Origin of the sequence: Desulfitibacter sp. BRH_c19 (assembly GCA_001515945.1) — a bacterium.
GTDB lineage: Bacteria > Bacillota > DSM-16504 > Desulfitibacterales > Desulfitibacteraceae > Desulfitibacter.
Map to the genome: position 1 here is coordinate 232,301 of LOER01000026.1, position 25,793 is coordinate 258,093.

The window sequence follows — 25,793 nt, forward strand, 5'->3', positions numbered from 1 at the left end:
ATACCAAACCCTACTATTGTATGTAATGGTTGCATTATTTCTTTGGTAAACGAGAAGGTAAGGAAATCTGATGACGGTTGCTAACTATGTATCTGATAGGAGAGATATTTTATGGCTGAGCTTAAAGATAGGGCACTAGGTATGGCAAGAGGTGATTACCTAGCAGACCTAGTACTAAAGAACTGTAATATCATAGATGTATTTACTGGGAGTCACTATAATGGTGATATTGCCATAGTTGACGGTTATATAGTGGGTATTGGTGAATATTCTGGAACAGAGCAGATTGATATTGGGGGCAGATTTGTCGCTCCTGGCTTTATAGATGGTCATGTGCATATTGAAAGCTCTATGGTTACTCCTGGGCAGTTTGCTGCGGCAATATTGCCTAGGGGGACTACTACTATAATTGCTGACCCCCATGAACTAGCTAATGTTCATGGAACAGCTGCAATTGAGTATTTCCTTAAAGCAGATGAACAGATACCCCTAGATATCTATTTAATGCTCCCATCATGTGTCCCTGCAACAGATTTAGAAACTTCTGGTGCAACACTAACCCACAGAGACCTTGAACAATTTATTGGACACCCAATGGTTCTTGGCCTAGGTGAAATGATGAATTATCCAGGTGTTATTTATGGAGACCCATCAGTATGGGATAAGCTGGATTTATTTAACAACCACAAAATGATTATTGATGGGCACATTCAATCTATAAGCGGTAAACAACTGAGTGCCTATGTATTGGGAGGCATTGGCTCCAATCATGAGTGTACCACAGTTGAAGAAGCTCTAGATACCCTGAGAATGGGGATGAGGCTTATGATTAGGGAGGGCTCTGCGGCAAAGAATTTAAAGGATTTATTGCCAGTAGTAAATCAACATACAATACCACATTGCATGCTTGTGACAGATGACAGGCATCCTACTGACTTAGTTTCTGAAGGTCATTTGGATTATTTAATAAAACTGTGCATAAATGAAGGTCTAAGTCCTATTGAGGCTATACAGATGGTTACCATAAACCCAGCAAGGTACTTTGGATTAAAACACTTAGGAGCTGTAGCCCCTGGTTGTCAAGCCGACCTTGTAATCATTTCAGACCTATCCTCAATGATAATAGACAAAGTATATAAAAAGGGATTGTTAATTGCTGAAAAGGAAAAAACAGCATATCCAGTTGTGGAACAAAATCCAGAGGCAAGATTAGCAGCTGATCTAAATGTAAGACAGATTTCAAAAAGCGATCTTAATCTGGACCTTTCAGGAGACATGATAAAAGTAATAGGGATTATTCCAAGCCAACTTTTGACCGAGTGTCTTACAATTCCTGTAGAAAAAATTTACCAGCAAACAGAAGATATAGTGAAGCTGGTAGTAGTTGAAAGGCACAAAGGAACCGGCAATGTTGGTGTTGGGTTGGTTCAGGGGTTTAATATTATAAAGGGAGCAATCGCTTCTACAGTAGCCCATGATAGTCATAATATTGTAGCTGTAGGGGACAACGATGATGATATTTTAATTGCCATAGAAAGGTTTATTAAAACAAAAGGTGGGCTGGCAGTAGTTAGGGAGGGGCAAGTTCTAGGATCATTAGCCTTACCCATTGGCGGCCTAATGTCCCAAAGTGACCTGAAGACAGTAGTTAACCAGCTGGAAAGTTTAGAGGTGGCAGCCCACCAAATAGGTGTTCCGTACGATTTAAACCCTTTTATGACACTGGCCTTTTTATCATTACCGGTTATTCCACACCTGAGGCTGACAGATAAAGGTCTAGTGGATGTAGATCAATTTAAAATAGTTTCACTTAGCGAATAACCCCTAAAAATAGGGGTTATTTTTTGTATACTATTTGACTTAAATCCCTAAAAAACCTAGTAAATCGACATAATGTGTGCTAAAAATTGCTAGTATTCAAGAGGATATCTGAGTAAAATGGAACATGCTTTAAGAATCAAAGAAAGAACACATAAATATGCTTAAGTAGTCCAAAAAGGCATATTTTACAGTAGAACAAGCCGAAATTTACCTTAAATTGCTCAAACTAGAATTATTCAAATTATAAAGCAAGGGATATAATGGAAGCGATAAGATTTATTTATCCGATGACTATCGCCACTAGCCTTGCATGGGTTCAGCTATGCCAATAAAACAAAACTTAGTTTACACCAAAGCTATTGTTTAGGGCGGAAACTTTAGTTGAGTTAATACTATCTACCTATGAAAATTATTGTTCAACGATAGTGCAAGTTGACAAGTTTCACTCCAACACTCCTATCTTCTAGCCTTGTACTGGTATTTCTACGCATCCGCAAAAATCACAACGCTAAAACTAACGGTGCAAGTAGGAGATAAGTGGCGCTACGTCCCTGGATAGCGGTTTCTAAAACTCAGATGGAGTCATCAGTGAAACTTAGTTCAGGTGTTTTTTTCTGAACTGTAGTTGAACTAATCCGAAACTCCACCTGAGTATAAGAATCCTGTTTATAGTACTTTGTGTTATTTGTAACAAATGAGCGCATGGGAGGTGAACAGAAAATAACTTAAGATTGCAATTATTATGAAAAAAATTAAGGAGGTTGAGACCTATGAGTCAGAGCACTCAAAAAAGACCTATTTTTGAAGGAGTGTTTTCAAAAGAAGATTGGTTTACGGTATGGTTAGGCGCTATTGTTATAGTTTTAGGAGCTGCAGGTGCATGGCCAAAAGTTGTCATGCCAGCAAAATGGGGAGTAGATGGACTTGGATTTTTTGCTTCTATTCCAGGCAGTTCTCTAACAGGAATTATTGTAACTGGCATCTTATGTTTAATACTTTTTGCATTTTCTATGTTCTTTACCAACAAACCATTGGTTGGAAAATTTGCAGTAGCATTTCCTATGATTTTTATAATTGCTATTCTTGCAGAAATCTTGGGAAAATTTGCCCCATTGAGCCATTATGGATTGAATAGTGTTGTTTGGGCATTAGTTTTAGGTTTATTAATTAGTAATACCATTAAAACCCCCGATCTATTGAAGCCTGGGGTTAAAACAGAATTGTATATTAAAACTGGTTTAGTTTTATTAGGAGCTTCTATTCTGTTTGATCGTATGTTGACATTAGGTGTCCTCGGCATAGGTGTTGCTTGGCTGGTAACTCCTGTTGTAATTATTTTCATGTATTGGTATTCTCAAAGCTATCTTAAAATGCAGGAGAATAGAGGTTTAGCGATTACTATTGCAGCCGCAACTTCCGTTTGTGGTGTATCCGCTGCAATTGCTGCTGGTACTGCAGCAAAAGCTAAAAAAGAAGAAATATCATTAGCAATTGGTATTTCCTTAATATTCACAGTTATTATGATGGTTGCTATGCCCGCTTTAGTAGTGGCAATTGGTATGGATCCATATATAGGAGCAGCTTGGATGGGTGGTACAATTGATGCAACTGGTGCGGTTGTTGCAGCTGGAACTATGCTAGGTGACGAAGCAATGGAAATTGCCTCTGTTATTAAAATGATTCAGAACATATTGATTGGACTTTCTGCTTTCGTTATAGCAGTATTCTGGGTAGTTAGATATGAAGGAAAATCAGTATCTGATGCTAATGTTGGGGCATCTGAAATCTGGTTCCGTATGCCTAAGTTCATACTTGGTTTCATTGGTGCTTCAATAATTTTCTCCTTCTTCTTACCAGACGCACTTGTAAGTGATACTCTTGGTGTGGTTAATGGATATAGAAAGTTTTTCTTTACATTAGCCTTTGTGAGTATTGGACTTGAATCTAACTTTGGTGATATGGCTAAACTTGTTAAGGGTGGTAAGCCATTAAACCTATACATTGTTGGTCAAACATTTAACCTTGTTCTAACATTAATTGCAGCTTACGTATTCTTTAGTGGCAACTTCTTTGCACTACCATTCTAAAAAATTTGAAAAGCAAAAAATCCCTTCAGCCTTTCAAAGCTGAAGGGTTTTTATAGTTCTTTAGGGTCAGGCTTGACAAATTGACATTTTAATTGCGGCAATAGCAATTGAAACTGCTATTGCTGCAATATTACCCTAGAGTAAAGGCCTGTATTGTTATCTCGCTAAAAAAGTAGGTATCAAGGCGCCCCCTCTTGAGGTTGTTATAACTTCCAAATTGGATATTCTAGTGTAAAAGCCCTTAAGTTTACCACCATATAAAAAGGGGCTTAAATTAACCTTTAGACTTTCTACCTTGCTAGGAGAGGCAAGAAAATCTTCTGTTGGAATGGCTATTAATTCCTGAGCAATATAGTTCTTATCCAGATTATCACTAATTAACTGTTGCCACTGGCTGGTAGAATAATCTTTTCCCATATACAAACCCTGGCTACCATAGGAATTATGGGGTTTTATTATATGATTATCTTTCTCCTTTAGTACTTGGTTAAGGAGCAGTTTATTACTTGAAGTTAACCTGATGGTAAAAGGCAAATGATTTCTGATAAATGTAATCTCTTCTTTTGAGAAATACTCTTCTGCAGTAGATGAGGTAAGAAAGGTAAAGACAAGCTTACTATGAGCTGCTTCAGATCGAAAGGAACCTACCATACAAAAGGCTTTATTTTTGTATGCCTCAATAAAAGCTTGAACTGCATCAAATCTTTCCAGTAATTCAGTAGTTACTGCCCTTCTATATATCAAGTCAATCTTAAAATCTTCCATCCATAAAGCATCCTCATGATAGGTTAAATCTCTGGGATCAGCAATTATAGTATTATATCCTTCTGCTATGAAAACATCCCGTAAAGCTTCAAATTCTGCGATAGTTGCTTTATCCATAAAATCGACTATTGCGATATTAGGTTTCTTAGTAGGCATCTTAGTTCCATTAAAGGATTCGTAGGACTCAACCAGAGTAGCCAATAAGCTTCTTCTTAATTCAAATTGCTCTAATGAATATGTTTCCCGCAATTCTCTGCCTACCTTAGTACTTAAAAAACATTCTTCCATAGTATTTGTTTCATTCATTCCACTAGTGCCATCTGTGTTAAACTCACAAAAATAAATACTACCCTTTGGATTATAAAAAGCATCAAAGCGGGTTATAGGTATGTTTGTATCATAGCCTGGAGTAATTCTTAATAATCCTAAAAGCTCCTTAGGAAAATCAAAAAATTCGGCAACCTTCTTATCAGTAACAAGCAGCCGAGCAGTTTTTTCAAGGATATTCCAGAGCCTTTCAGACTTATTCTTTATCCAAACATATTCTTCATTAGTTAATACATAAGGGTGGAATATACTTCTAATTGTATTACCTTGAATCTTGGCGGAACTCTCGTCTAGTTTATTAAAATATACGCTATGACTACTTTTAAGATTTAAAGTAGATAAATCATTTAGTATCTTTTTTCTAATATCTTCTCGATAGATAATAGGCACTTTTAATCCCCCTGAATTGTAATCATATCCTTTAGCCTAAACAAATTTCGCCCATTGTTTTCCCATGCAGCTAGCAGGATTTCAGCAGGACATGTTCCCCGCTCTATAAGCATTTCTTCGACGGGCTCAATGTTCCTAAGATCAACTTCTTCAGCAAGAATTCCCTCTTTAACCAACCCTTTTAAGCCATTTTTACCAGCTAAAAATACCTCCTGGCATAAATCCAGTAATCTGCCTTTTTCAAAGCTTGTGGCAAGTCCGGTTTTATGACAACGATAATGCAAGTCAAGGATAGTATCACCAGACCATCTAGAAAAATAATCTAGCAAGCTTCGGCGAGTATCATTATGGTAAAATAGACCTCTTATTAAAGATGGAACACTTGGAACAAGGTTTGGTAGTTGTGCATCTATAACACGCATCTCAATATATTTTTGTTTAAGCCTTGTTTCAAAGAATGCAAAAGATAGATGTGTTGCAAAGTCATCCATATAAACTTTTTCTTTTTCCATATAATCTCTCATGGTTATTCCATTCATGGGGATAGATTTACTATCCTTCTGTAGGAGTATGATGGGCATATCCAATAATACATTCACATAGTCCATGAACGAAAAGTCCTCTTTAAAGCTTTCCTTGACTATTCCGCATCTATCATTATCAGTATGTTCCCAGATGTGTCCCCGAAAATCTAGATAATTACTATATGTACCCTGTTTAAATGGAGAATTTGCATAGATAGATTGGAGAATTGGTGCCAAGTAGCTGCTCAATCTAAATTTTTCACTAAAATCATTTTCATCTGCATAGTCAATATTTATTTGAACACTAGTAGAAAGCTTCATCATATGATGAGCCAGCGTTCCCTTATCTAAAAAATATTTGGACATTATATTATAACGAGTCTTTGGAAGCCATTCAATATTATCAAGAGAACTAACAGGTTGATAGCCCATGGGCAGTAAACGAATATTTTTTGGACTACAAACATAAATAAGGTTTTGATAAAATCTGTTATACTCATCTATGCAGCTTTGTGTTCTACTCTGTGGCATGCCACTCAATTCTATTTGGCCGCCAGGTTCTAAGGTAATATTTGAAGTGCCATTCTTCAGGCCAAGCAATTTTTCATTCTCGTATACAGGTTTCCAATTATATTTATCAATGAGATCACCTAGTATTCCCTCAATCCCTTGTTTGCCTGTGTAAGGGACTGAATGTAAGGTGTCAGCATTTACAGCAAAAATCTCACATTCTAGGCCTGTTCTCCATTTATCTCTTGGGGTGGTTGATTGACTAAAATATTTTTCTAGTTGATCCAGACCTTGAACTTCTTCTCTGTTTAACATCATTTAGGTTCTCCTCCAAATTATAACCGATTGATTTGTTATTGTACTTCTATTTAGCTCATGGGACAGAAGACAGAATTCAGAATGCAGAAAAAACTGGCAAATCAGGATGTAGGGTTTTGGTTGTTTTGACTGGGAAATAGGCTTTCTGTCAGTAAAGTCCATTTGTTTTATTATCCTTAATAGTATCCGTTTTTAATAACATAATCAATTCCTTTAATATAGTTTTCCCAAAAACTTCATCTTTTTAGATAGAAAATTCCGTATTAATTTACCTGAAAATTTGGTATCATCAAGGTGTGTAGGCAAGGTTTTGCAAAAGAATGTTACAAAATTTCAAAAAAGATGCAAGATTTACCCAAAAGGAGTAGTAGTATATAGTGACAGAAAAAAATAATCATAAAGAACCTAGTGATGGGTCAAAGGGAAGTGAATATGTGGAGCGGGTAGCCGATGAAATTCTTGTCAACTTGACAATTCAAGGAGACAAAAACGCCTTTTGTGAACTTATAAGGCGTTATGAAAAACAAATATATAGCCTTGCATACAGGTTAACCAATAACGTTGAGGATGCTCAGGACTTAGCCCAGGAAGCATTTAGCAAGATTTATCTTGTCCTTGAAAAATATGACCCTGGTAGGCCCTTTTTCCCTTGGATGTATAAGGTAGCAAATAATATAATTTACAGTCATCTAAGGAGTCAAAAAAATAGGAACCAGGAAATATCTCTGGAAAAGGTAATTGACTTTTCACCTTTGATACCAAATAAAGAAACCCATCCAGAGGAGTATTCTATAACAAGAGAAACCCAAAGGTTAGTCCAACAAGCAATAGTTGAACTACCTGAAAAATACAAAGTACCACTAGTCTTAAAGTATTTAGAGGAACTTTCTTATAAAGCAATTGCCGAAATATTGGATTTACCAGTAACAACCATAGAAACTCGATTATATAGAGGAAAAATTCTTTTACAAAAAAGATTAAATAAAGTGATGGAAGGAGGGGAGTATTATGAAGTGTCAAGAAAATAGACAGATGATCCACACATATTTGGATGGAGAATTATCTACATATGAAGAACGCAATTTATACAGTCATATGGCTGCGTGTGATTCCTGTCAGCTTGACATGAATCGTGCAAGAAGCATTCATCATCTATTAGAAAATACCATAAAGCACGTAGAACCTCCCCGCGGATTTGCTGATAGAGTTATGGCAAACCTACCTCCAAGTACAGGCATAGACAAAAATGGTCAGGCTTCTGAATTTGATTTCTATAAAGAAGAAAGTGCTGCTGAAGAAAGTGTTAAAGAAACTAAAAAGGTCTTTAAATTTAAAAGCCGTTGGATTGGACTTGTAGCAGGAATAGCCTTTACAATCCTTGCAATCGCTAGTCTAAATCAAGTGGCTAATATAGCCATAGATCCAAAGGCAGAGGATGGATTTTTCGTTGCTATTACACCTAAAGAAGCAGACGTATTAATAGCAGAGCATATTGATAAGGCACAAGATTCTGAGGAGCCAGAAGGACAAAATTCAGTTGTTGATGACACAGGTGCTAAGCAAAATAATGAAACAGATGAAAATCCTTCTGTAGATCCAGGCAATAACATGGTGGCAGATAATAGCACACCGGATAGTGAATCTACTCAAGGCAACAATAATAACGAAGGTAAAGACAATGAAGATCCAAAGACACCCAACACGGATGAACCCTCACATGTCATGGCATCTAATCTTCCTGATGAAAAGGAAGAGACTACTGAAATAAGAGAGCCTATTGTTATTGCTAATGCTACGGGTACGGTAACACTTACTCCCCTGGCAGAAAAAGTAAATGGTGCAACATGGAATTCCGATGGATCTTTACCAATATATATGATGGAAGATGATGGAGATTTCCGGGTTTATGAGAGTCAGATAAGCGGGGAAAACAAAAACTCCATTGGTAAATATAGTGCTGTAGGCGAATGGTCTCCCAATAAAGATTACATTGTATATACACAGACAGTTAATGGGAAGAGTACCATTTGGGTTGAAGGCAGAAAAGATAAGAAAAACCTTACTCCTGAAGAAACAGGATCAAAGGGTGAAGGAGCAAAATGGGCTTATAATCCAGTATGGTCAAATCAAAATGAAATTGCTTTTCTTACAGATAGATTTGGCGGAACTGAAATAATGGTAGTTGATATGGAAGGCAATTCTCGCAGAATTACTACCTCAGGGGATAGAAAAGACTCCATAACCTGGTCCCCAGATGGCAAACAAATTGCTTATTATAGAGCTTGGGATGACAAGAATGTAAGGGTTGGAGAGATAATTGTAGTATCTGCTGATGGAGAGAGTTCCAAAAGTGTTACACCTACTATTAAAGCAACTAATATGTCGGCAACATGGTCTCCCGATGGGAAACTACTCGCTGTAAATGTTGCAGGCGACCAGCAAGGGGTATGGGTGGCTAGTACTGATGGAGATAGCTGGGATCGTCGTTTAACAACAAAAGGCGGTGGAAAGACTATAAAATGGTCACCTGATGGCCAAAAGATGGCATTTAGTGACTCTATAGGAGTGTTCCATATCTTAGTTTGGAAATCTGCCCAGGCAAATGCTAATATGATACAGATTACACCCATGGGTGGTCAAATGAGTAATGCCAACATTGAATGGTCTAGAAACTCTAATCAAGTTCTTCTTGAACAACCTATATCAGGAAGTAATCAAAAATCTATATGGATAGCTACATTACCTAAATCCATGAGCGCGTATTGATCCATTTATAGAATAAAGTAGATAAAATAAAACAAGACAGAGGAACCAACCCTCTGTCTTGTTTTGTGTTTAAATAAAAAAATACTATATTTCGACTTAACTCTATGTAAATTTCGCCTGACAGGGTAAAATAGAGATAAAATATGGTAGAATAAGTTGAATTCATTTAAAGAGTATCATCACATTTTAGAATTAGTTTTGTTGATTCAATGGAAGGAAGGTGTTTCATTTTGAACCTTGTTGAACAGTTTGTAAATAAAATCTGCGCATCTTTGGAGGACTCTTTAGAAAGGGCAAAAAGTGAAGGTAAAATAAACTATGAATCTATTCCTGCATTTGTTGTCGAAGTTCCGAGAGAAAAGAATCATGGAGACTTTGCAACTAACATAGCAATGCTAATGGCAAAGGAAGCTAGAAAGGCACCAAGGCAAATAGCTGAAATTATTGTGGAAACCTTGGATTTAGAGGATACTGGTGTTGAAAAGGTAGAAATAGCAGGAGCAGGTTTTATAAATTTTTACTTGAGTACTGCTTGGCTGCATCAAATTCTTCCTATAGTAGCAGAAATGGATACAGAATATGGTACAAGCCACTATGGTAGCGGAAGGAAAGTTCAAGTTGAGTTTGTTAGTGCAAATCCTACTGGATTACTACATATGGGAAATGCGAGAGGTGCAGCTCTTGGTGACTCCTCGGCAAACCTTTTAAAAACTGCTGGTTACCAGGTTAGTAAGGAATACTACATAAATGATACAGGAAATCAAATTGAGAACCTGGGGAAGTCATTAGAATCAATTTATTTAGAGAAACATGGTATTAATGCTCCATTCCCTGAGGAAGGCTATCATGGAGAAGACCTTAAAGTTACAGTAGATAAGTTTATCGAAAAGTATAGTAAGAAGTATGTTGATACAGCAGCAGATTTGCGCAGAGAACGATTAATAGAATATGCGTTGGAAGAGAAGTTAACTCTGATAAGAAAAGGTCTGGAGAATTTTGGAGTAAATTACGATGTTTGGTTTAGTGAGCAAATACTTCATGACTCTGGAGAACTAGAAAAAACAATCTCAATACTAAAGGACAATGGATATGTCTATGAAAAGGAAGGAGCACTTTGGTTTGAGAGTACCCGTTTTGGCGATGAAAAGGACGAAGTTTTAGTTCGCTCAAATGGTATTCCAACTTACTTTGCAGCAGACATTGCCTATCATAAAAACAAGTTTGAAAGAGGTTTTGATTGGGCAATTAACGTCTGGGGTGCTGACCATCATGGTCATGTAAATAGAATGAAGGGTGCAATGGAGGCCATAGGCTACAAGCAAGAACAGCTTCATGTGATACTAATGCAGCTTGTAAGACTTTTCAGAGGTGGAGAAATAGTTAGAATGTCAAAAAGATCTGGTCAATATGTCACACTTCAAGAGCTTATTGAAGAAGTGGGAGCGGACGCCGCTAGATACTTTTTTGTTATGAGAAGTGCCGATAGTCATTTAGATTTTGACCTTGATTTGGCCAAGTCTCAATCCCAAGAGAATCCAGTGTATTATGTTCAATATGCCCATGCCCGTATCTGCAGTATCATAAGACAAGCCCAAGAAGGAAAAATTAATTTGATACCTGCAGATAAAATAAATTATAGCTTGTTGACTGAAGAAGTGGAGCTTGCTCTTATTCGTAAAATTATGGAGTATCCCGAACTTGTAGTGGGTGCAGCTAAAGCATTAGAACCCCATAGACTCACAAAGTATGCTCATGAACTGGCCAGCAGTTTTCATAGCTTTTATACCCAGTGCAGAGTCTTAAATACTGATGAGGATTTGGTGCAAGCGAGGCTTGCTCTTGTAAATTCTGTAAGAATAACCTTGAGAAATGTGTTAAAGATCATCGGCATTAAAGCACCAGAAAGAATGTAGGAGGTTAATTATGACAAAGTATATATTTGTAACTGGTGGAGTTACTTCATCATTAGGTAAGGGTATAACAGCAGCATCTTTAGGACGTTTGTTAAAAAGTAGGGGTTTGAAAGTTGCTTTGCAAAAGTTTGATCCGTATATCAATATTGATCCTGGTACAATGAGTCCCTATCAACATGGAGAAGTGTTTGTTACTGATGATGGGGGAGAGACTGATTTGGATCTAGGACACTATGAAAGGTTTGTTGATATAAGCCTCAGCAAAAGCAGTAGTGTAACTACAGGAATAATTTACTGGTCTGTTATCAATAAGGAGCGCAAAGGAGAATATTTAGGTGGTACAGTACAGGTTATTCCTCACATAACCAATGAAATAAAGGATAGGATATTCAGAGTAGCCAAGGAAAAAGACTATTTTGATGTAGTAATTACTGAAATAGGCGGTACTGTAGGGGATATTGAATCTCTGCCCTTTTTAGAAGCAATTCGCCAAATAAGAAGTGATATTGGCAGAGAGAATGTTATGTATTTACATGTGACCCTAGTTCCATTTTTGGAAGCTGCGGGAGAGGCAAAGACTAAACCAACCCAGCATAGTGTTAAAGAATTAAGAGGTCTTGGTATACAACCTGATGTTATTGTTTGTCGATCTCACAGACCATTGACCAAAGAGATTGAGGACAAAATTGCTTTATTTACTGATGTTTCTCCAGAAGCAGTAATTCAAGCAGTAGATGCTGAGTCAATATATGAAGTACCCTTACTGCTAGAGCAACAGGGGCTAGATGATATTGTGGTTGACAGGCTACACCTAGAATGTGGACCAACTGAATTAACAGAGTGGATAGAAATTGTGAATAAGGTTAAAAATCCTCGCGATAGGGTAAAAATAGCACTAGTAGGAAAATATGTTGAGCTACAGGATGCTTACTTAAGTGTTGCAGAGTCACTATGCCATGCAGGAATTCATCATCTGAGTAAGGTGGATATCGAGTGGATAAATGCAGGTCATGTAGATGAAAACAATGTTCGAGAAATTCTTAAGGACATGGATGGAATTCTTGTGCCCGGTGGCTTTGGAGATAGGGCAATTGAAGGTAAAATAGTTGCAATTAAATATGCCAGAGAGTGTAAGATACCTTTCCTTGGCATATGTCTAGGAATGCAACTTTCAGTAGTTGAGTATGGAAGAAATGTTCTTGGCTACCCTCTTGCTAATAGCGCTGAATTTGCTCCCGAAACTGTACACCCAGTTATTGATCTTCTTCCAGAGCAAAAAGAAATTGATGACAAAGGTGGAACAATGCGTCTAGGTCTTTATCCATGTAAGCTTCTTGAAGGAACTAAAACTTGGGAAGCATATAAAGATGAATTAATCTATGAAAGGCATAGACATCGATATGAGTTTAACAATACCTATAAACAAGAATTCTTGTCCAGGGATTTAGTCATTAGTGGAATATCACCTGATGATAGGTTAGTAGAAATAATTGAAGTAAAAGATCATCCGTGGTTTGTTGCAACCCAGTTCCACCCTGAATTTAAATCTCGTCCTAATAGACCTCATCCACTATTTAGAGATTTCATTGGGGCAGCACTACAAGAAGCTAGAAACAAGAAGCAAGAAGCAAGCAAGAAGGAAGAGTCATTCTTATAAACAGGATTCTTAACTCTTCAGGTTTTATTCTGAATTCTGAATTCTGGCTCCTGACTACTGACTACTGACTATTGATTTAAAGCAAGGAGGAAAACTGTGACCCGGGTAGCTAGATTAATTAAAGAAGATGAAAAACATATATATAACGATTTTGTGGCAAATTGCTCTAAAGGGCATATACTTCAATCCTATGAATGGGGACAAGTAAAATCCCTCACAGGATGGAAACCCTTTAGACTTGTTGTTGAAGAAGATGGGAAAATAGTGGCTGCAATAAGCCTTCTAAAAAGAGATGTGCCTGGTATCAAAAAGAGTATTTTCTATGCCACTAGAGGTCCTGTTCAAGACCTTAAAGACCATTCACTTTTTATGTTCCTTATGGATGAGGTTAAAAAACTTGCCCTTAAGGAAAATGTTATTTTTTTGAAAATGGATCCTGATGTTCCCACCAGTAATGATAATCTTAGAGACCTATTAAAAAAGACAGGCTTTGTTTCTGCTGAAAAGAGTGGAAACTTTGAGGGGCTGCAGCCCAAATTTGTCTTTCGATTAAATATAGAGCCATCTGAAGACGAATTAATGGCAAATTTTCATCAAAAGACACGCTATAATATACGCTTAGCGCGGAAGAAAGAAGTTGTTATCAAAGATGAGTGTACCAAAGAAGATTTGCCTGTATTTTATAAGATACTAGTAGCCACTGCCAAAAGGGATCAGTTCCTTATCCGTTCCTATGAGTACTTTGATATCATGTGGGAACAATTGGTAAAAAATAACTTAGCAAAGCTTTTTATGGCATATTATAAAGGGGAACCTATTGCAGGTACCCTTGCCTTTATAATGGGAGAAAAGGCGTGGTACATATATGGCGCGTCAGCCAATGAACATAGAAATAAGATGCCCAATTATCTATTACAATGGACAATGATTAAGTGGGCAAAAAGCAATGGTTGCACCTTGTATGACTTTAGGGGAGTTCCCGGAAACCTAACTGAAGATAGTCCGATTTATGGACTTTATCGTTTTAAAAAAGGTTTTGATGCAGAGTACACAGAATTTATAGGTGAATTTGACCTAGTATACTCACCTTTTTATTATAAGGCTTGGTTGCTTGGAGAACCGTTATACAGTAAAGGTATTAAACAGTTTAGTAAAATAAAGAAAAAATTGAGGGGAAAGTAAAGATGTTGGAATATAAGCTTCCAAGTGAAGTTTCCGCATGGATTGAAGTTGACTCAGATGCTATTGTACACAATCTTGAAAGAATAAAGAAAACTATTAAACCTGCTACGAAAATATTAGCTGTTGTAAAAGCAAATGCTTATGGTCTTGGACAGAATGAGGTTGCTGAAATTCTCCAAAGGGCTGGCGTATATTGCTTTGGTGTTACCAACTTATCAGAGGCAATAAATCTTAGAAATGGGGGAATACACTCCCCTATTGTTTTGTTTGCACCTCTTTTACCGCAACAGATTGAAGCAGCGCTAGAATATGGGATAATTCCTACTGTTAGTAGCAAAGCGCAGCTCCAGGAAGTGCAAAAAGTTGCTTCAGATCTAAAAAAGAGGGTCAAAATACATATAGAGCTTGAAACTGGGATGGGAAGAACCGGCATATGGTTAACTGATATTTCCTCATTCATTGAAGAGCTGCTCTCATGTTCAAACATAGAGGTAGAAGGTATCTATACTCATCTAGCTAAGGCAGGATCCGACAAAGAATTTTCTGAGAAACAGTTTTCTGCTTTTAAAGAAGGGTGCAAATTATTTCAGTTAAGGGGAATAGACATTCAGATTAGGCATATAGTTAATAGCGCAGGGGTTATAAACTATCCACATATGCATCTAGACATGGTAAGGGTTGGAACTCTACTGTTTGGACAAACTCCCATAGAAACAAAATTCAGAAACATCAAGGACCCATGGAAAGCAAGGGCCAAAATTATAAACATAAGAACCGTTCCCGGCAACTGGCCGATTGGCTATGGGGGTGAGTATACAACCCGCAGGGAGAGTAAAATAGGAATTGTTCCAATAGGATTTGCAGATGGTTATAATGTAAGTCCAAAAATTAGGGCTAAGGGATTTATAGATTTATTAAAAGTTATTGTCAAAGAAATATTATCATATTATGGAAAAGGGCCTAAGGCTAGAGGTGTAGAATTTGAGAATAGTATCTATCCAGTAGTGGGAAGGATAGGTATGCAGCTAACGATGGTTGATTTTACTGGCAGTGCTATTCAAGAAAATGATACTGTTAACTTTTCACTTAGAAGAATAAATGCACCGTTACACCTTCCTAGAGTATACCTTAAAGACAAGAAGCCATATAAAATTGCTTATCCTGAAAGGGAAATCAGCCTTTTGGAGAAAGGGGAAATGTAATGCGTAAAACTGTTTTAGTGGGGATAGTTATTGTACTCTTAGTTTTTGTCCTTATAGCATCCTTTCTGATAGATACTTCGGGGCCTGGCACGAGTAGTGAAGAAGGAGGCCAGATAGCTGTAGTATTCATAGAGGGTACTATCATGGGTGGCCGCTCAGGTGGTGACTTTTTATCAGGAGTATCAGCAGGTTCTATGACGGTAATGGAACACTTACGAAAAGCAGCCGACGACCCATCAGTAAGTGCTGTAATACTAAGATTTAATACACCAGGGGGTAGTGTGCCAGCTTCACAGGAAATAGCTACAGAAATCAAACGATTAAAGGAAACCGGAAAACCTATTATAGCATCAATGGGAGATACTTCTGCATCTGCAGGCTATTACTTAGCATCCATTGCTGACGTGATAGTAGCTAATCCTGGAACTATAACTGGAAGCCTTGGTGTTTATATGCAGGTAGCTAATTTTGAAGAATTATATGAAAAATTAGGAATAGAATATTACTACATAAAAAGTGGAGAGTATAAAGATATGGGTGCAAATAATAGAGACATGCGTCCAGAAGAAGAGGAAATTTTACAGGCAATGGTAGATGATATCTACGAGGAATTTGTAGGAACTATTGCAGAGGGTAGAAGCATGTCCCGAGAAAGAGTAAAGGAATTAGCCGATGGTAGGATTTATACAGGTAATCAGGCTAAGGAACTAGGACTTGTTGACCAATTAGGTAACTATTATGACGCTATTGATGTTGCAGCTGATATGGCTGGTATAACTGGAGAGCCACGAGTTAAGAGTTACTATAAACCAGGCCCTTTAGATTACATATTTAGTAGCCAAAGTTTACTGAATCTCTGGAAAGGTATCTCAACACAATCTGGGAATCCCTTAGTAGTAAATCCAAGTAACTTCAAGTAACTTCAATTAACTTCAGTTAATTTAGGGGGAGAGTAGTTTGACCGAGGAGAAAAGAATTACAGAAGAAACTACAAGTGAGACTAGAAATGAGATTTTAGGGGAAGAAATAGAAAGTGACCAAGATACTATAGGTAGTGAAGAAGAACTATCTTTAGTAGAGATCTTATATGGAACAGTTACAGCTCCAAATAATACTTTTGCTAAGTTAGCCAAGAGACCACGAATTGCTTATAGTATTCTTACTGTATTAGCAATCTATCTGTTTACATGGCTCCTTAATTTATCTGACTTAAAAAATGCTCAATTTGGAAATGTAATCATGGAAGAGTTTGGGGAGATTTCGACAGAACTATTAAGTAACATCTTTATCTTAATGGGGATTTATGGGTTGATTCTTTTGTTTTTAACTTGGTTTATTGTTTCAGGAACTTTAAACCTATGGGCATCCCTACTTGGCAGTAAAGGTAATGCAAAAGGCCTATTCGCATGTTTTGGATTTGCAATGCTACCAAGTGTGTTTTCAGAAGTATTACAAACAATCATTAACTTGTTGAGGTTACCAAATGTCATTAACACGATAATTGTTGTACTATCGTTTATTTGGATACTTTATCTGCAGATGGTTTCCGTTAGAACGACGCAAGGCTTATCTACAGGCATTTCTTTTTTTATAGCCCTCACTCCCATACTTGTTTTTGGAATACTAATGTTTGTGTCTGTTTTTCTAATGTTTGCTATGTTTTTCCCAGTTTATCAAAATTTTTTCATAACGTAAATTTATAACTTAGAAGGAATTACCTAAACTTAGAAGAAATATATCAAAGGAATGGAATGATTGGATAAATGGAGGGAACTTCTGTGAATAATAAGAGAAGACCACATGTTCTAATTATAGATGACCAATTAGGTGTTAGGATGCTTCTTTCGGAAGCTTTCAAAAACGAAGATTTTCTAGTAACAACTGCAGCTAATGGAGAAGAAGCATTGGAACTGCTGAAAACAAGCTATCCTGATATTATATTTTTAGATATGAAAATGCCAAAAAGGGATGGAAATTTCGTTTATTATGAGCTAAGGAATTTAGGTTATCAGGGGCCTGTTGTTATTATGACAGGTATGGAAAAAAGAGATGTTGATTTAGAGGTGGATTATATATTAAGCAAGCCATTTGACATTGATGAAGCTATAGAGATGCTACATCAACTGCTTAATACTAGAGAAGAAAAGCGTTTGTCCTAGACAGAAGGATTTTATACTTTTAGCTAGAATTATTTAAAGGAAAGGAGGGTATATAGATGATCCCTACCAGTACAGTTATAGCTATTCGTTGTTATGAATGTGGAAAAATGGAATATATGTCAGTATCCCTGTTTTCCTTTAGCGGTTCTAATAATGTTACGCTAAAGTGTTCCTGTGGTTATGAAATTGTAAAGATAACTACCAAAAAAAGACGGGATTTCTGGATACAATATATTTGTGCTATGTGTGAAGGAAGGCACTTACTAAAGGTGACCAGGTCCCAAATGTGGGCTAATGAAATACCTCTTGATTTGTTATGTGATGAAACTGGCATAGAGGTAGGTTATTTAGGCTCCAGGGAAAAGGTCAAAGAAAAGGTGAAAAATCAAGACCAGTCATTGGCTGAGATGGCAGATAAGCTTGGTTTTACTGAGTTTTTTAATAATTCCTCTGTTATGTATGAGGTTTTGGAGCATGTATATGATATTGCCGAAAGAGGTAAACTTTATTGCAATTGTGGCAATCAAGATATTGAGGTGGAGATATACCCGGAATACATTGAACTTAGTTGTGAGAAGTGTAAAGCAAGTGGAAAGATAATGGCCGATAAAGAAGAAGACATCCAAGTGGTTAAAAAAGCTTGGGAACTAAAGCTAACTAGAAATGGATTTCTGTTTAATAAAACAGAAGATTATAACCGTAAATACTAACCTTAGATTGCAGATTACAGAAGCTAGAATTCCTTTTTATCCGATGACTATCACCGCTAAGACTCCCATCTTCTAGCCTTGCACTAGTATTTCTACGCATTGCTAAAACACAATGCTAGAACTACTGTCGTAAGTGGGAGAGAAGCGGTGCTATGTCCCTGGATAACGGTTTCTAACCTTCAGATGGAGTAAAAACTCCACCTGAAGTCAAGAATCCTGTTTATAGAATACAGAAGCCTGAATTCTAAGGAAGTCTTCTGCTGTCTGAATAAATTATTTGGAGGGGTTAAAATGCCACTAGTTACTGTTAAGGAACTGTTGGATGGAGCCGAGAGGGGTAAATATGCTATAGGTGCTTTTAACTGTAATAGCATGGAAATTATTCAAGCAATAGTTCAAGCTGCTGAGGAGGAGAATTCTCCAGTTATTGTGCAGGCTAGCCAGGGTGCAATTAAATACGCAGGTTTAGAATATATCACAACCCTGACTAAATTAGCAGCTGAGCAGACTAAGGTACCAGTAGCATTACATTTGGATCATGGAACAAGTTTTGAGCAGGTTGTGAGATGTATAAGACATGGCTTTACTTCTGTAATGATTGATGGCTCAGCTCATCCATTGCCCGAAAATATAGCATTAACTAATAAAGTTATTGAGATAGCTAGAGCTGTAGGGGTTAGTGTTGAAGCTGAACTTGGCAAAATAGGCGGAACAGAGGATGATATAACAGTTAGTGAAAGGGAGGCTACTTTTACAGATCCAGAGGAAGCGAGACAATTTGTAGAAGCTACTGGAGTTGATGCTATTGCAATCGCAATAGGTACAGCTCATGGTGTATATAAGGGGGAGCCAAAACTTGACTTTGAAAGACTAGAAAAGATTTCCTCATTGATAGATGTACCAATAGTTTTGCATGGATCTTCAGGTGTACCAGATGAGGCAATTAAACGTGCCATTGACCTTGGAGTTAGAAAGGTTAACATAGATACTAACATAAGAGAAGCTTTTGTGAAAAAGGCCAGACAAATCATGGAAGAAAAACCAAAGGAAATAGATCCAAGAAAAATTTTGGGTCCAGCGAGGCAAGCAATGAAAGAAGTAATAATGGAAAAAATCCGACTCTTTGGGAGTAGCGGTAAAGCATAGATACTATAGGAATGCCCCCTTGAAAAAAAGGGGTATTTTTTTAAGTATGATTTTTTGCAAACTAGTGAACTCGTTCAGCCAAAGCTGAATAAAAATAAAAAGAGTCATATTTAAAGTATTGGAGGGATGTACATGAAAATATTTATTGATACAGCTAACATTGAAGAAATTAAAGAAGCAAATGATTTAGGAGTGATTAGTGGTGTTACCACAAATCCTTCATTAATTGCCAAGGAAGGTAGGAATTTTGAAGAAGTTGTCAATGAAATATGCCAGATAGTAGATGGCCCTATAAGTGCTGAAGTTATAAGTATGCAGGCAGATGGAATGATACAAGAAGCTAGGAAATTGGTAAAAATACATACTAATATAGTAATCAAGATACCCATGTGTGCTGAGGGCCTAAAGGCTGTAAAAGTAATAAGTAATGAAGGTATAAAAACAAATGTCACTCTCATTTTTAGTGCAAATCAAGCATTGCTTGCTGCTAGAGCAGGAGCTACCTATGTAAGTCCTTTCGTGGGCAGATTAGATGATATCAGCCATAATGGGATGGAAATAATATCAGAAATAGCCCGGATCTTTGCACAACATGGTCTTAGCACAGAAATTATTGCAGCAAGCATACGTAATCCAATTCATGCAAAGGATGCAGCCCTTTTAGGAGCAGATATTGCAACGATTCCCTACAAAATAATATTGCAGATGATTAAGCATCCTTTAACAGATATAGGTATTAAAAAATTCCTTGACGATTGGAGTAAAATGGATAGATAAAATTAAACGTACTAAAAGCAGGAAACAAAGCTTCATATGTCAAAGTAACTTCCATAGCTAACATGATTGGGAGCGATGCAGTTTGTATCATATCTTTGGATATATGTTTCTTAGTATTGTTTTTATTTTAATATTAATATGGTTTTCATTTAAATACAAAAGTTCTGAAAAGAAACTTCAAAATAAAAACCAAGAGTTGGTAAATGAACTGAGCAGATGTTCAAAAACTAGAAGTGAGGAATTACAGTTAGCACATAGGGTCAAGGAAAGAAATTTAGCCATCAATCATAATCTTCACGGAGTAAAAGTTTCCATAAAATTCGTTTCTGATTCTGAGATTGGGGGGGACTTCTTTGCTTTAGTCCCTATAGAAAAAAACCCCGATAGGTGTAGAAGATGTATTGAACCCTGTGGTGGCTCCCTGTGTCATTTGGCAAAAAATGAAGGTGGATTTATTATAGGAGATATGAACCTAACGGGTCTTCCAGCAACATTGATGATTACTCAGGTCTTAGGAGCCGTTGAACAGGCTGCAGGTACAGTTATATCTCCCAGTAAAATATTAAAGCGTGTGAATAGTTTTATTAGCGAAAACCAAAAACATCAAGAAGATTTTTGTACTACAGCTTTTTATGGTTATATAGATCAAAGAAAAGGGGTCCTTAAGTATGCTCATGGGGGTCATGAACCTCCAATATATTATAATAAGCTTAATAAGAGAATAAGCCTGTTGGAAGCTGATGGTCTTGTTCTAGGGACCAACCAAAATGCTCAATTTGAGGAGAAGGAAGTCTATCTAACAAAGGGAGATAAAATAGTTATGTATACTCCATTGTTTAACACAAAGGAATCTGCCAGTTTGTTGGATATTGTTTCTAAATACTGTGAAAGTGATATAGATGTTTTACTAGATGGCGTGGAAAAAGAGATCAATAATCTTAATAAGAAGGACAATGATCTTCAAGAAGACTTTATTCTTGTTGGTCTTGAAATACTAAATACTCCTTATGGTAAGTATACTGTGCCTGCTCATCTTTCTATGATTGGTAAGATTACAGAAGAAGTTGTTTTTATTGCACAGCAACAGGGCATGAGAAATAAGGGGGCTACAGCTTTAAGGGTTTCACTAAGTGAAATCTTGTCAAATGCAATTTTACATGGTTCAAATAAGGATCCAAATAAAACAATTGATGTAGAAGTCTGGTTAGAGGATAGAAACATCAAGGTAACGGTAACGGATTCTGGAAAAGGCTTTGATTACAAAAAGCTGTATTTTGATAAAATTCCAGATGACTTATTTGTCGAAGAAGGAAGAGGTTTGTTCCTAATTAAGAGCTACGTGGATGATATGTATTTTGGTGAAAAAGGTAATAGTATCACAATAACAAAATCCATAGATTAAAGAGAAACTATGTAAAGCTTCCACCGGCGCTGTTAAAAGGGTTGGCGCCCCACAGGGCTGGTATTTTGTCGTCTAAAACACAGCGTCCTGCTGCATAGCCGATATTAGAACGTCCTGTTCGGCATATGCATTGCAAAGAACACAATGCTAGAACTACTGTCGCAAGCTAAGTTTTCTTTAAAGGGGGGGGAGCATGGAGGTTAGAGTGGAGCAGATAAAGGGAGTAGAAATTGCAACGGTATCAGGAAAAATTGATGCCTACCAGTCTATTAAATTGAAAGACAGCTTAAATGAAATCATTGACAAAGGAGCAAAAAAAGTCATAGTCAATCTTCATGAAGTGAATTTTTTGGATAGTAGTACATTAGGTGTTCTTATTGCTTCGTTGAAAAAAATTAAAAAAAGAGATGGAGTGATTTGCGTAACCAAGCTACAACCTAATGTAGAAGAGATTTTCAAACTAACCCGACTGGATAAAATATTTGAGATATTTCCTGATAATGATGAGGCTATTGATTTTCTTAATTTAACTGTTTAAACTATATAAGTCATGCATATACTTTACAAAAGGTTAGAAAATTTTAAGGAGTTGAGTGTTTTGGAAAGAGAATTGGCTTTGGAGTTTGCCCGTGTTACTGAGGCAGCAGCTTTGGCTTCAGCTCGGTGGATGGGGAGAGGAGATAAGATGGCTGCAGATGACGCAGCTGTTAGGGCCATGAGGGCAGTCTTTGATACTGTGAATATTGATGGTACAGTAGTTATTGGTGAAGGAGAAATGGATGAAGCTCCAATGCTATATATAGGTGAAAAGCTTGGGACAGGAAAACTTCCTTGTGTGGATGTTGCAGTAGACCCATTAGAAGGCACTACAATTGTATCTAAGGGTCTAACTGGCGCAATAGCAGTTCTAGCTGTAGCTCCTAAAGGATGTTTTTTACACGCCCCTGACATGTATATGGATAAAATTGCAGTAGGTCCCCTAGCAAAGGGTAAAGTTAGTCTAGATGCACCTGTGGAGGAGAATTTACTAGCAGTATCTAAAGCTTTAAATAGGAGCGTTGAAGAGCTTACTATTGTTATTCTTGATAGAGAAAGGCATAAAAAACTAATTGATGATGTTAGAAAAGCGGGAGCTAGAATAAGATTAATAACAGATGGAGATGTATCACCTGCCGTAGCTACAGCCTTTGAGGATTCTGGTGTTGATATGATGATGGGTATTGGAGGAGCACCTGAGGGAGTATTAGCAGCAGCTGCTTTAGCTTGTCTAGGAGGAGATATGCAAGCAAGACTGGTACCTGAAAATAAAAAAGAAATAGAAAGAATTCACCAAATGGGAATAGCGGACGAAACTAAACTGTTAAAGCTTGAAGATTTAGTAAAGGGTGATGTGATTTTTGCAGCTACAGGTATTACAGATAGTAGTTCGCTTAGAGGTGTGAGGTATAACGCTCGAGGAGCATCTACTCACACACTTGTAATGCGTTCTCGCACAGGAACAGTTAGATTTATAGAGGCATGGCATAGATTTGATAAAAAGCCATTGATGGATAAAATCCGAGGCTAAGTTAATGGAAAACTAGAATTCAGAATACAGGAGACAAAAGATATATTCTGCATTCCATAGCAGTTGGCTCCTGTATTCTTACATAACTGGGGAAGAATAGATCAAATTGACTAGAATATACTTCCAGTGCTATACTATTATTAGTAAAATCTTCTTAATGATTAAGAAGGTTTGTAAGTCCTCTTACTTACCCGCCAAATAATTACCCAATTAATTTTTCTTTGGTTTCCTTAATTCTAATTAAACATTAAGAATTATATTATTAAGAAAAGAATACATACTTGATCGGAGGTTTATAAGTGAATATAGCTGAGTTAGAAAACAAGACCATGGCAGAGTTGTATGCTATGGCAAGGCAAATCCAGCTTACTGGCTATTCAAAGTTGCGTAAAAAAGAGTTAATATTTGAGATCCTAAAGGCTAAAGTCGAAAAGGATGGTCAACTTTTTGCCCAAGGTATTTTAGATATTCTACCTGATGGATATGGTTTTTTAAGACCTTTTTCTTACTTGCCAAGCAAGGATGACATTTACGTATCCACATCTCAAATACGCAGATTTGATATGAGAACCGGTGATAGAGTGGCAGGTCTAGTTAGGCCCCCAAAGGATGGAGAAAGGTATTTTGCTCTTTTGAGAGTTGAATCCATTAATAGTTTAGACCCTGAATTATCCCCAAAAAGGCTCCACTTCGATGCATTAACTCCCGTTTACCCTATGGAAAGACTAACATTGGAAAGTAATTTACAAGATATATCTTCAAGGATTATTGATTTAATATCACCTGTTGGTAAAGGACAAAGAGGGTTAATTGTTGCCCCTCCAAAAGCAGGTAAAACAGTACTTCTTAAAAAAATCGCCAATTCCATCTATGCAAATTACCCAGATTTGGAGTTAATGGTCCTATTGATAGACGAAAGGCCTGAAGAAGTAACTGATATAGAAAGATCTGTACATGGTGATGTAATCGCATCTACCTTTGACGAACCCCCTGAAAGCCATGTTAAAGCAGCTGATATGGTTTTGGAAAGAGCCAAACGACTTGTGGAGCATGGTAAAGACGTTATCATTTTAATGGACAGCCTTACAAGGCTTGCACGAGCACAGAATTTGGTTGTACCTCCAAGCGGCAGAACTTTGTCGGGAGGTGTAGATCCATCTTCTCTTCATAAACCTAAGAGATTTTTTGGTGCTGCAAGAAAGATAGAAGAAGGGGGCAGTCTGACAATATTAGCCACGGCTTTAATTGAAACAGGCAGTAGGATGGATGAAGTAATTTTCGAGGAGTTCAAAGGGACAGGTAATATGGAACTAATTCTAGACAGAAAATTGTCTGATAGAAGGCTATTCCCTAGCATTGATGTTAAGCGTTCAGGCACAAGAAGGGAAGAACTGCTGCTTTCAAAAGAAGAATTAGAGCTTATCTGGAATTTCCGAAAGGTTACTAATAATATGGGTACAGTTGAAGTAACTGAAATGCTAGTAGAAGCTCTTAAAAAGACTAAAACCAATGCAGATTTAGTAAGGGCCCTACCCCAGCTATTTCCAAAGTGAACTCGTTCAGTCAAAGCTGAACACTGAACATCGGGGAATCAGATGGAGACTCTGCTCCACCTGATTTAGTCATATGGGGGACATTCCTGGTTCTACTCACAGGTGTGTCCCTTTTCCTTAAATATTTTGGTTAAAATTCAGGAATGTCTGTACGTTAATACCCTCCAGTTGGTACGCATTTTGTGTAAGAACATACACTATACCAAAAGGGGGTATTTTTGATGGATTATATTTTATTGCTATTTATATTTGTTTGTTACTATTGTGCTGGTGTTTTAAGAAAGTCAAATAAAAAAAGAAGACCTCAATATAAGACAATAGATCCTAAAGAAGGAACCTTATCAGAGTCAATAGTTGAGCTTATAGCTTTTGCTGGTGGTATTTATCTATCGTTGACCTTGCTGATTGATTTCCTGGCATTAACCGGCCTAGAGAGGGTATTCTTTTGGGGAATATCTGTTGACCCTATTGCACTTGCATCAATAATCTTTGCCTTGCTACAGCCAGTCTATGAGCGTATCAGATTTAACTATACTTAGAGGCTCGCACGCGCAATTTTATTTTAAAGCTTTTTCTAGAAGCTTAGCTGCTGAACTTAAATAAGATTTACATTTAACCATTACCTCTGGATCAGCATGAAGCTTTTCTCGACCCTCCATTGTTGTTAGGTCATAGGGCTGTAAATCCTTGCAATTTGATGAGCCATGGATTTCTGTAAACTGTTCTATAAGTTCACGGGAATTATCCCTAACTTTTCCATAAAGTTCTTTATCTTCACTACTTTGTCTATCATAATCTAGTCCTATTGCTATTATTGCTCCTGAAACTGCTCCACAGGTAAAACCCTTTCCGGCAATTCCGCCTCCAAATCCAGAAGCAGCAGCCCCCAATTTGGGGTCTTTTTTATATACATCTAGATATGCCTTTAACATTGATTCTGAACAATTGAAGCCCTCTTGAAAATAGGCACAGGTTTTCTTAGCTAGTTGGTTTTCCATTATCTAACCTCCAAATATT

General features: G+C 37.1%; 22 protein-coding genes. 19 read left to right on the forward strand and 3 right to left on the reverse strand.

What is annotated here, in order from left to right; all coding sequences use genetic code 11:
* Positions 1–111 precede the first annotated feature (111 nt).
* On the forward strand, positions 112–1,821 hold the full coding sequence (locus APF76_17235; GenBank protein ID KUO51227.1) for an adenosine deaminase: 1,710 nt from the start codon (positions 112–114) through the stop codon (positions 1,819–1,821).
* Positions 1,822–2,591: 770 nt separating this feature from the next.
* Positions 2,592–3,908, forward strand: coding sequence for a hypothetical protein (locus tag APF76_17240; GenBank protein ID KUO51228.1), 1,317 nt, complete (start codon positions 2,592–2,594; stop codon positions 3,906–3,908).
* Between the two features lie 156 nt (positions 3,909–4,064).
* Here the strand turns inward: APF76_17240 and APF76_17245 are convergent, their stop codons facing one another.
* Together APF76_17245 and APF76_17250 are read right to left on the reverse strand one after the other, a co-directional pair.
* Positions 4,065–5,390, reverse strand: a complete 1,326-nt coding sequence (locus APF76_17245; GenBank protein ID KUO51229.1) for a hypothetical protein — start codon at positions 5,388–5,390, stop codon at positions 4,065–4,067.
* Positions 5,391–5,392: 2 nt separating this feature from the next.
* Positions 5,393–6,742 (reverse strand): hypothetical protein, encoded by a 1,350-nt coding sequence (locus APF76_17250; GenBank protein ID KUO51230.1) that lies wholly within the window; start codon positions 6,740–6,742, stop codon positions 5,393–5,395.
* Positions 6,743–7,119: 377 nt separating this feature from the next.
* Between APF76_17250 and APF76_17255 the strand changes: the two genes are divergently transcribed.
* The 17 genes from APF76_17255 (at position 7,120) to APF76_17335 (ending at position 25,315) form a co-directional block, all read left to right on the forward strand.
* On the forward strand, positions 7,120–7,770 hold the full coding sequence (locus tag APF76_17255; GenBank protein ID KUO51231.1) for a hypothetical protein: 651 nt from the start codon (positions 7,120–7,122) through the stop codon (positions 7,768–7,770).
* The gene (locus tag APF76_17260) at positions 7,751–9,508 is read left to right on the forward strand and encodes a hypothetical protein (GenBank protein KUO51232.1); all 1,758 of its coding nucleotides are present in this window, start codon (positions 7,751–7,753) and stop codon (positions 9,506–9,508) included. Before APF76_17255 ends, APF76_17260 begins: the two co-directional genes overlap by 20 nt.
* Positions 9,509–9,717: 209 nt before the next feature.
* Positions 9,718–11,421 (forward strand): arginine--tRNA ligase, encoded by a 1,704-nt coding sequence (argS, locus tag APF76_17265; protein KUO51233.1) that lies wholly within the window; start codon positions 9,718–9,720, stop codon positions 11,419–11,421.
* A gap of 10 nt (positions 11,422–11,431) precedes the next feature.
* Positions 11,432–13,078, forward strand: a complete 1,647-nt coding sequence (locus tag APF76_17270) for a CTP synthetase (protein ID KUO51234.1) — start codon at positions 11,432–11,434, stop codon at positions 13,076–13,078.
* A 96-nt stretch (positions 13,079–13,174) separates the two neighbouring features.
* Positions 13,175–14,260, forward strand: coding sequence for a methicillin resistance protein (locus tag APF76_17275; protein ID KUO51235.1), 1,086 nt, complete (start codon positions 13,175–13,177; stop codon positions 14,258–14,260).
* Positions 14,261–14,262: 2 nt separating this feature from the next.
* Positions 14,263–15,462, forward strand: a complete 1,200-nt coding sequence (locus APF76_17280) for a hypothetical protein (protein KUO51236.1) — start codon at positions 14,263–14,265, stop codon at positions 15,460–15,462.
* A complete protein-coding gene (locus APF76_17285; GenBank protein KUO51237.1) occupies positions 15,462–16,382 on the forward strand; it encodes a hypothetical protein in 921 nt (306 codons plus the stop codon). Before APF76_17280 ends, APF76_17285 begins: the two co-directional genes overlap by 1 nt.
* Before the next feature lie 37 nt (positions 16,383–16,419).
* Entirely contained in the window at positions 16,420–17,157 is a 738-nt protein-coding gene (locus APF76_17290; GenBank protein ID KUO51238.1) for a hypothetical protein, read from the forward strand.
* 83 nt (positions 17,158–17,240) lie between these two features.
* Positions 17,241–17,621, forward strand: coding sequence for a hypothetical protein (locus APF76_17295; protein KUO51239.1), 381 nt, complete (start codon positions 17,241–17,243; stop codon positions 17,619–17,621).
* A gap of 56 nt (positions 17,622–17,677) precedes the next feature.
* On the forward strand, positions 17,678–18,331 hold the full coding sequence (locus APF76_17300; GenBank protein KUO51240.1) for a hypothetical protein: 654 nt from the start codon (positions 17,678–17,680) through the stop codon (positions 18,329–18,331).
* 291 nt (positions 18,332–18,622) lie between these two features.
* Positions 18,623–19,477: a tagatose-bisphosphate aldolase gene (gene kbaY, locus APF76_17305; GenBank protein KUO51241.1), complete on the forward strand. Its 855-nt coding sequence runs from the start codon at positions 18,623–18,625 to the stop codon at positions 19,475–19,477.
* A gap of 132 nt (positions 19,478–19,609) precedes the next feature.
* On the forward strand, positions 19,610–20,254 hold the full coding sequence (locus APF76_17310; protein KUO51242.1) for a fructose-6-phosphate aldolase: 645 nt from the start codon (positions 19,610–19,612) through the stop codon (positions 20,252–20,254).
* Positions 20,255–20,336: 82 nt separating this feature from the next.
* Positions 20,337–21,656, forward strand: a complete 1,320-nt coding sequence (locus tag APF76_17315) for a hypothetical protein (protein KUO51243.1) — start codon at positions 20,337–20,339, stop codon at positions 21,654–21,656.
* Positions 21,657–21,849: 193 nt separating this feature from the next.
* Positions 21,850–22,194 (forward strand): hypothetical protein, encoded by a 345-nt coding sequence (locus APF76_17320; protein KUO51244.1) that lies wholly within the window; start codon positions 21,850–21,852, stop codon positions 22,192–22,194.
* Between the two features lie 60 nt (positions 22,195–22,254).
* Entirely contained in the window at positions 22,255–23,223 is a 969-nt protein-coding gene (glpX, locus tag APF76_17325; protein KUO51245.1) for a fructose 1,6-bisphosphatase, read from the forward strand.
* A gap of 329 nt (positions 23,224–23,552) precedes the next feature.
* Complete coding sequence (locus APF76_17330; protein ID KUO51330.1) at positions 23,553–24,776, forward strand: transcription termination factor Rho; 1,224 nt, start codon at positions 23,553–23,555, stop codon at positions 24,774–24,776.
* Positions 24,777–24,997: 221 nt separating this feature from the next.
* The gene (locus APF76_17335) at positions 24,998–25,315 is read left to right on the forward strand and encodes a hypothetical protein (protein KUO51246.1); all 318 of its coding nucleotides are present in this window, start codon (positions 24,998–25,000) and stop codon (positions 25,313–25,315) included.
* Between the two features lie 18 nt (positions 25,316–25,333).
* On the opposite strand, the gene APF76_17340 is transcribed toward APF76_17335, so the two are convergent.
* A complete protein-coding gene (locus tag APF76_17340) occupies positions 25,334–25,774 on the reverse strand; it encodes a hypothetical protein (protein ID KUO51247.1) in 441 nt (146 codons plus the stop codon).
* Positions 25,775–25,793 lie beyond the last annotated feature (19 nt).

Bases quoted from the DNA above. Each gene is read 5' to 3' on its own strand.
- APF76_17310 (KUO51242.1), top strand. From the start codon at position 19,610: ATGAAAATATTTATTGATACAGCTAACATTGAAGAAATTAAAGAAGCA.
- APF76_17340 (KUO51247.1), bottom strand. From the start codon at position 25,774: ATGGAAAACCAACTAGCTAAGAAAACCTGTGCCTATTTTCAAGAGGGC.
- argS (KUO51233.1), top strand. From the start codon at position 9,718: ATGGAAGGAAGGTGTTTCATTTTGAACCTTGTTGAACAGTTTGTAAAT.
- APF76_17270 (KUO51234.1), top strand. From the start codon at position 11,432: ATGACAAAGTATATATTTGTAACTGGTGGAGTTACTTCATCATTAGGT.
- APF76_17280 (KUO51236.1), top strand. From the start codon at position 14,263: ATGTTGGAATATAAGCTTCCAAGTGAAGTTTCCGCATGGATTGAAGTT.
- APF76_17335 (KUO51246.1), top strand. From the start codon at position 24,998: ATGGATTATATTTTATTGCTATTTATATTTGTTTGTTACTATTGTGCT.
- APF76_17240 (KUO51228.1), top strand. From the start codon at position 2,592: ATGAGTCAGAGCACTCAAAAAAGACCTATTTTTGAAGGAGTGTTTTCA.
- kbaY (KUO51241.1), top strand. From the start codon at position 18,623: ATGCCACTAGTTACTGTTAAGGAACTGTTGGATGGAGCCGAGAGGGGT.
- APF76_17250 (KUO51230.1), bottom strand. From the start codon at position 6,742: ATGATGTTAAACAGAGAAGAAGTTCAAGGTCTGGATCAACTAGAAAAA.
- APF76_17330 (KUO51330.1), top strand. From the start codon at position 23,553: ATGGCAGAGTTGTATGCTATGGCAAGGCAAATCCAGCTTACTGGCTAT.
- APF76_17235 (KUO51227.1), top strand. From the start codon at position 112: ATGGCTGAGCTTAAAGATAGGGCACTAGGTATGGCAAGAGGTGATTAC.
- APF76_17285 (KUO51237.1), top strand. From the start codon at position 15,462: ATGCGTAAAACTGTTTTAGTGGGGATAGTTATTGTACTCTTAGTTTTT.
- APF76_17300 (KUO51240.1), top strand. From the start codon at position 17,678: ATGATCCCTACCAGTACAGTTATAGCTATTCGTTGTTATGAATGTGGA.
- APF76_17260 (KUO51232.1), top strand. From the start codon at position 7,751: ATGAAGTGTCAAGAAAATAGACAGATGATCCACACATATTTGGATGGA.
- APF76_17320 (KUO51244.1), top strand. From the start codon at position 21,850: ATGGAGGTTAGAGTGGAGCAGATAAAGGGAGTAGAAATTGCAACGGTA.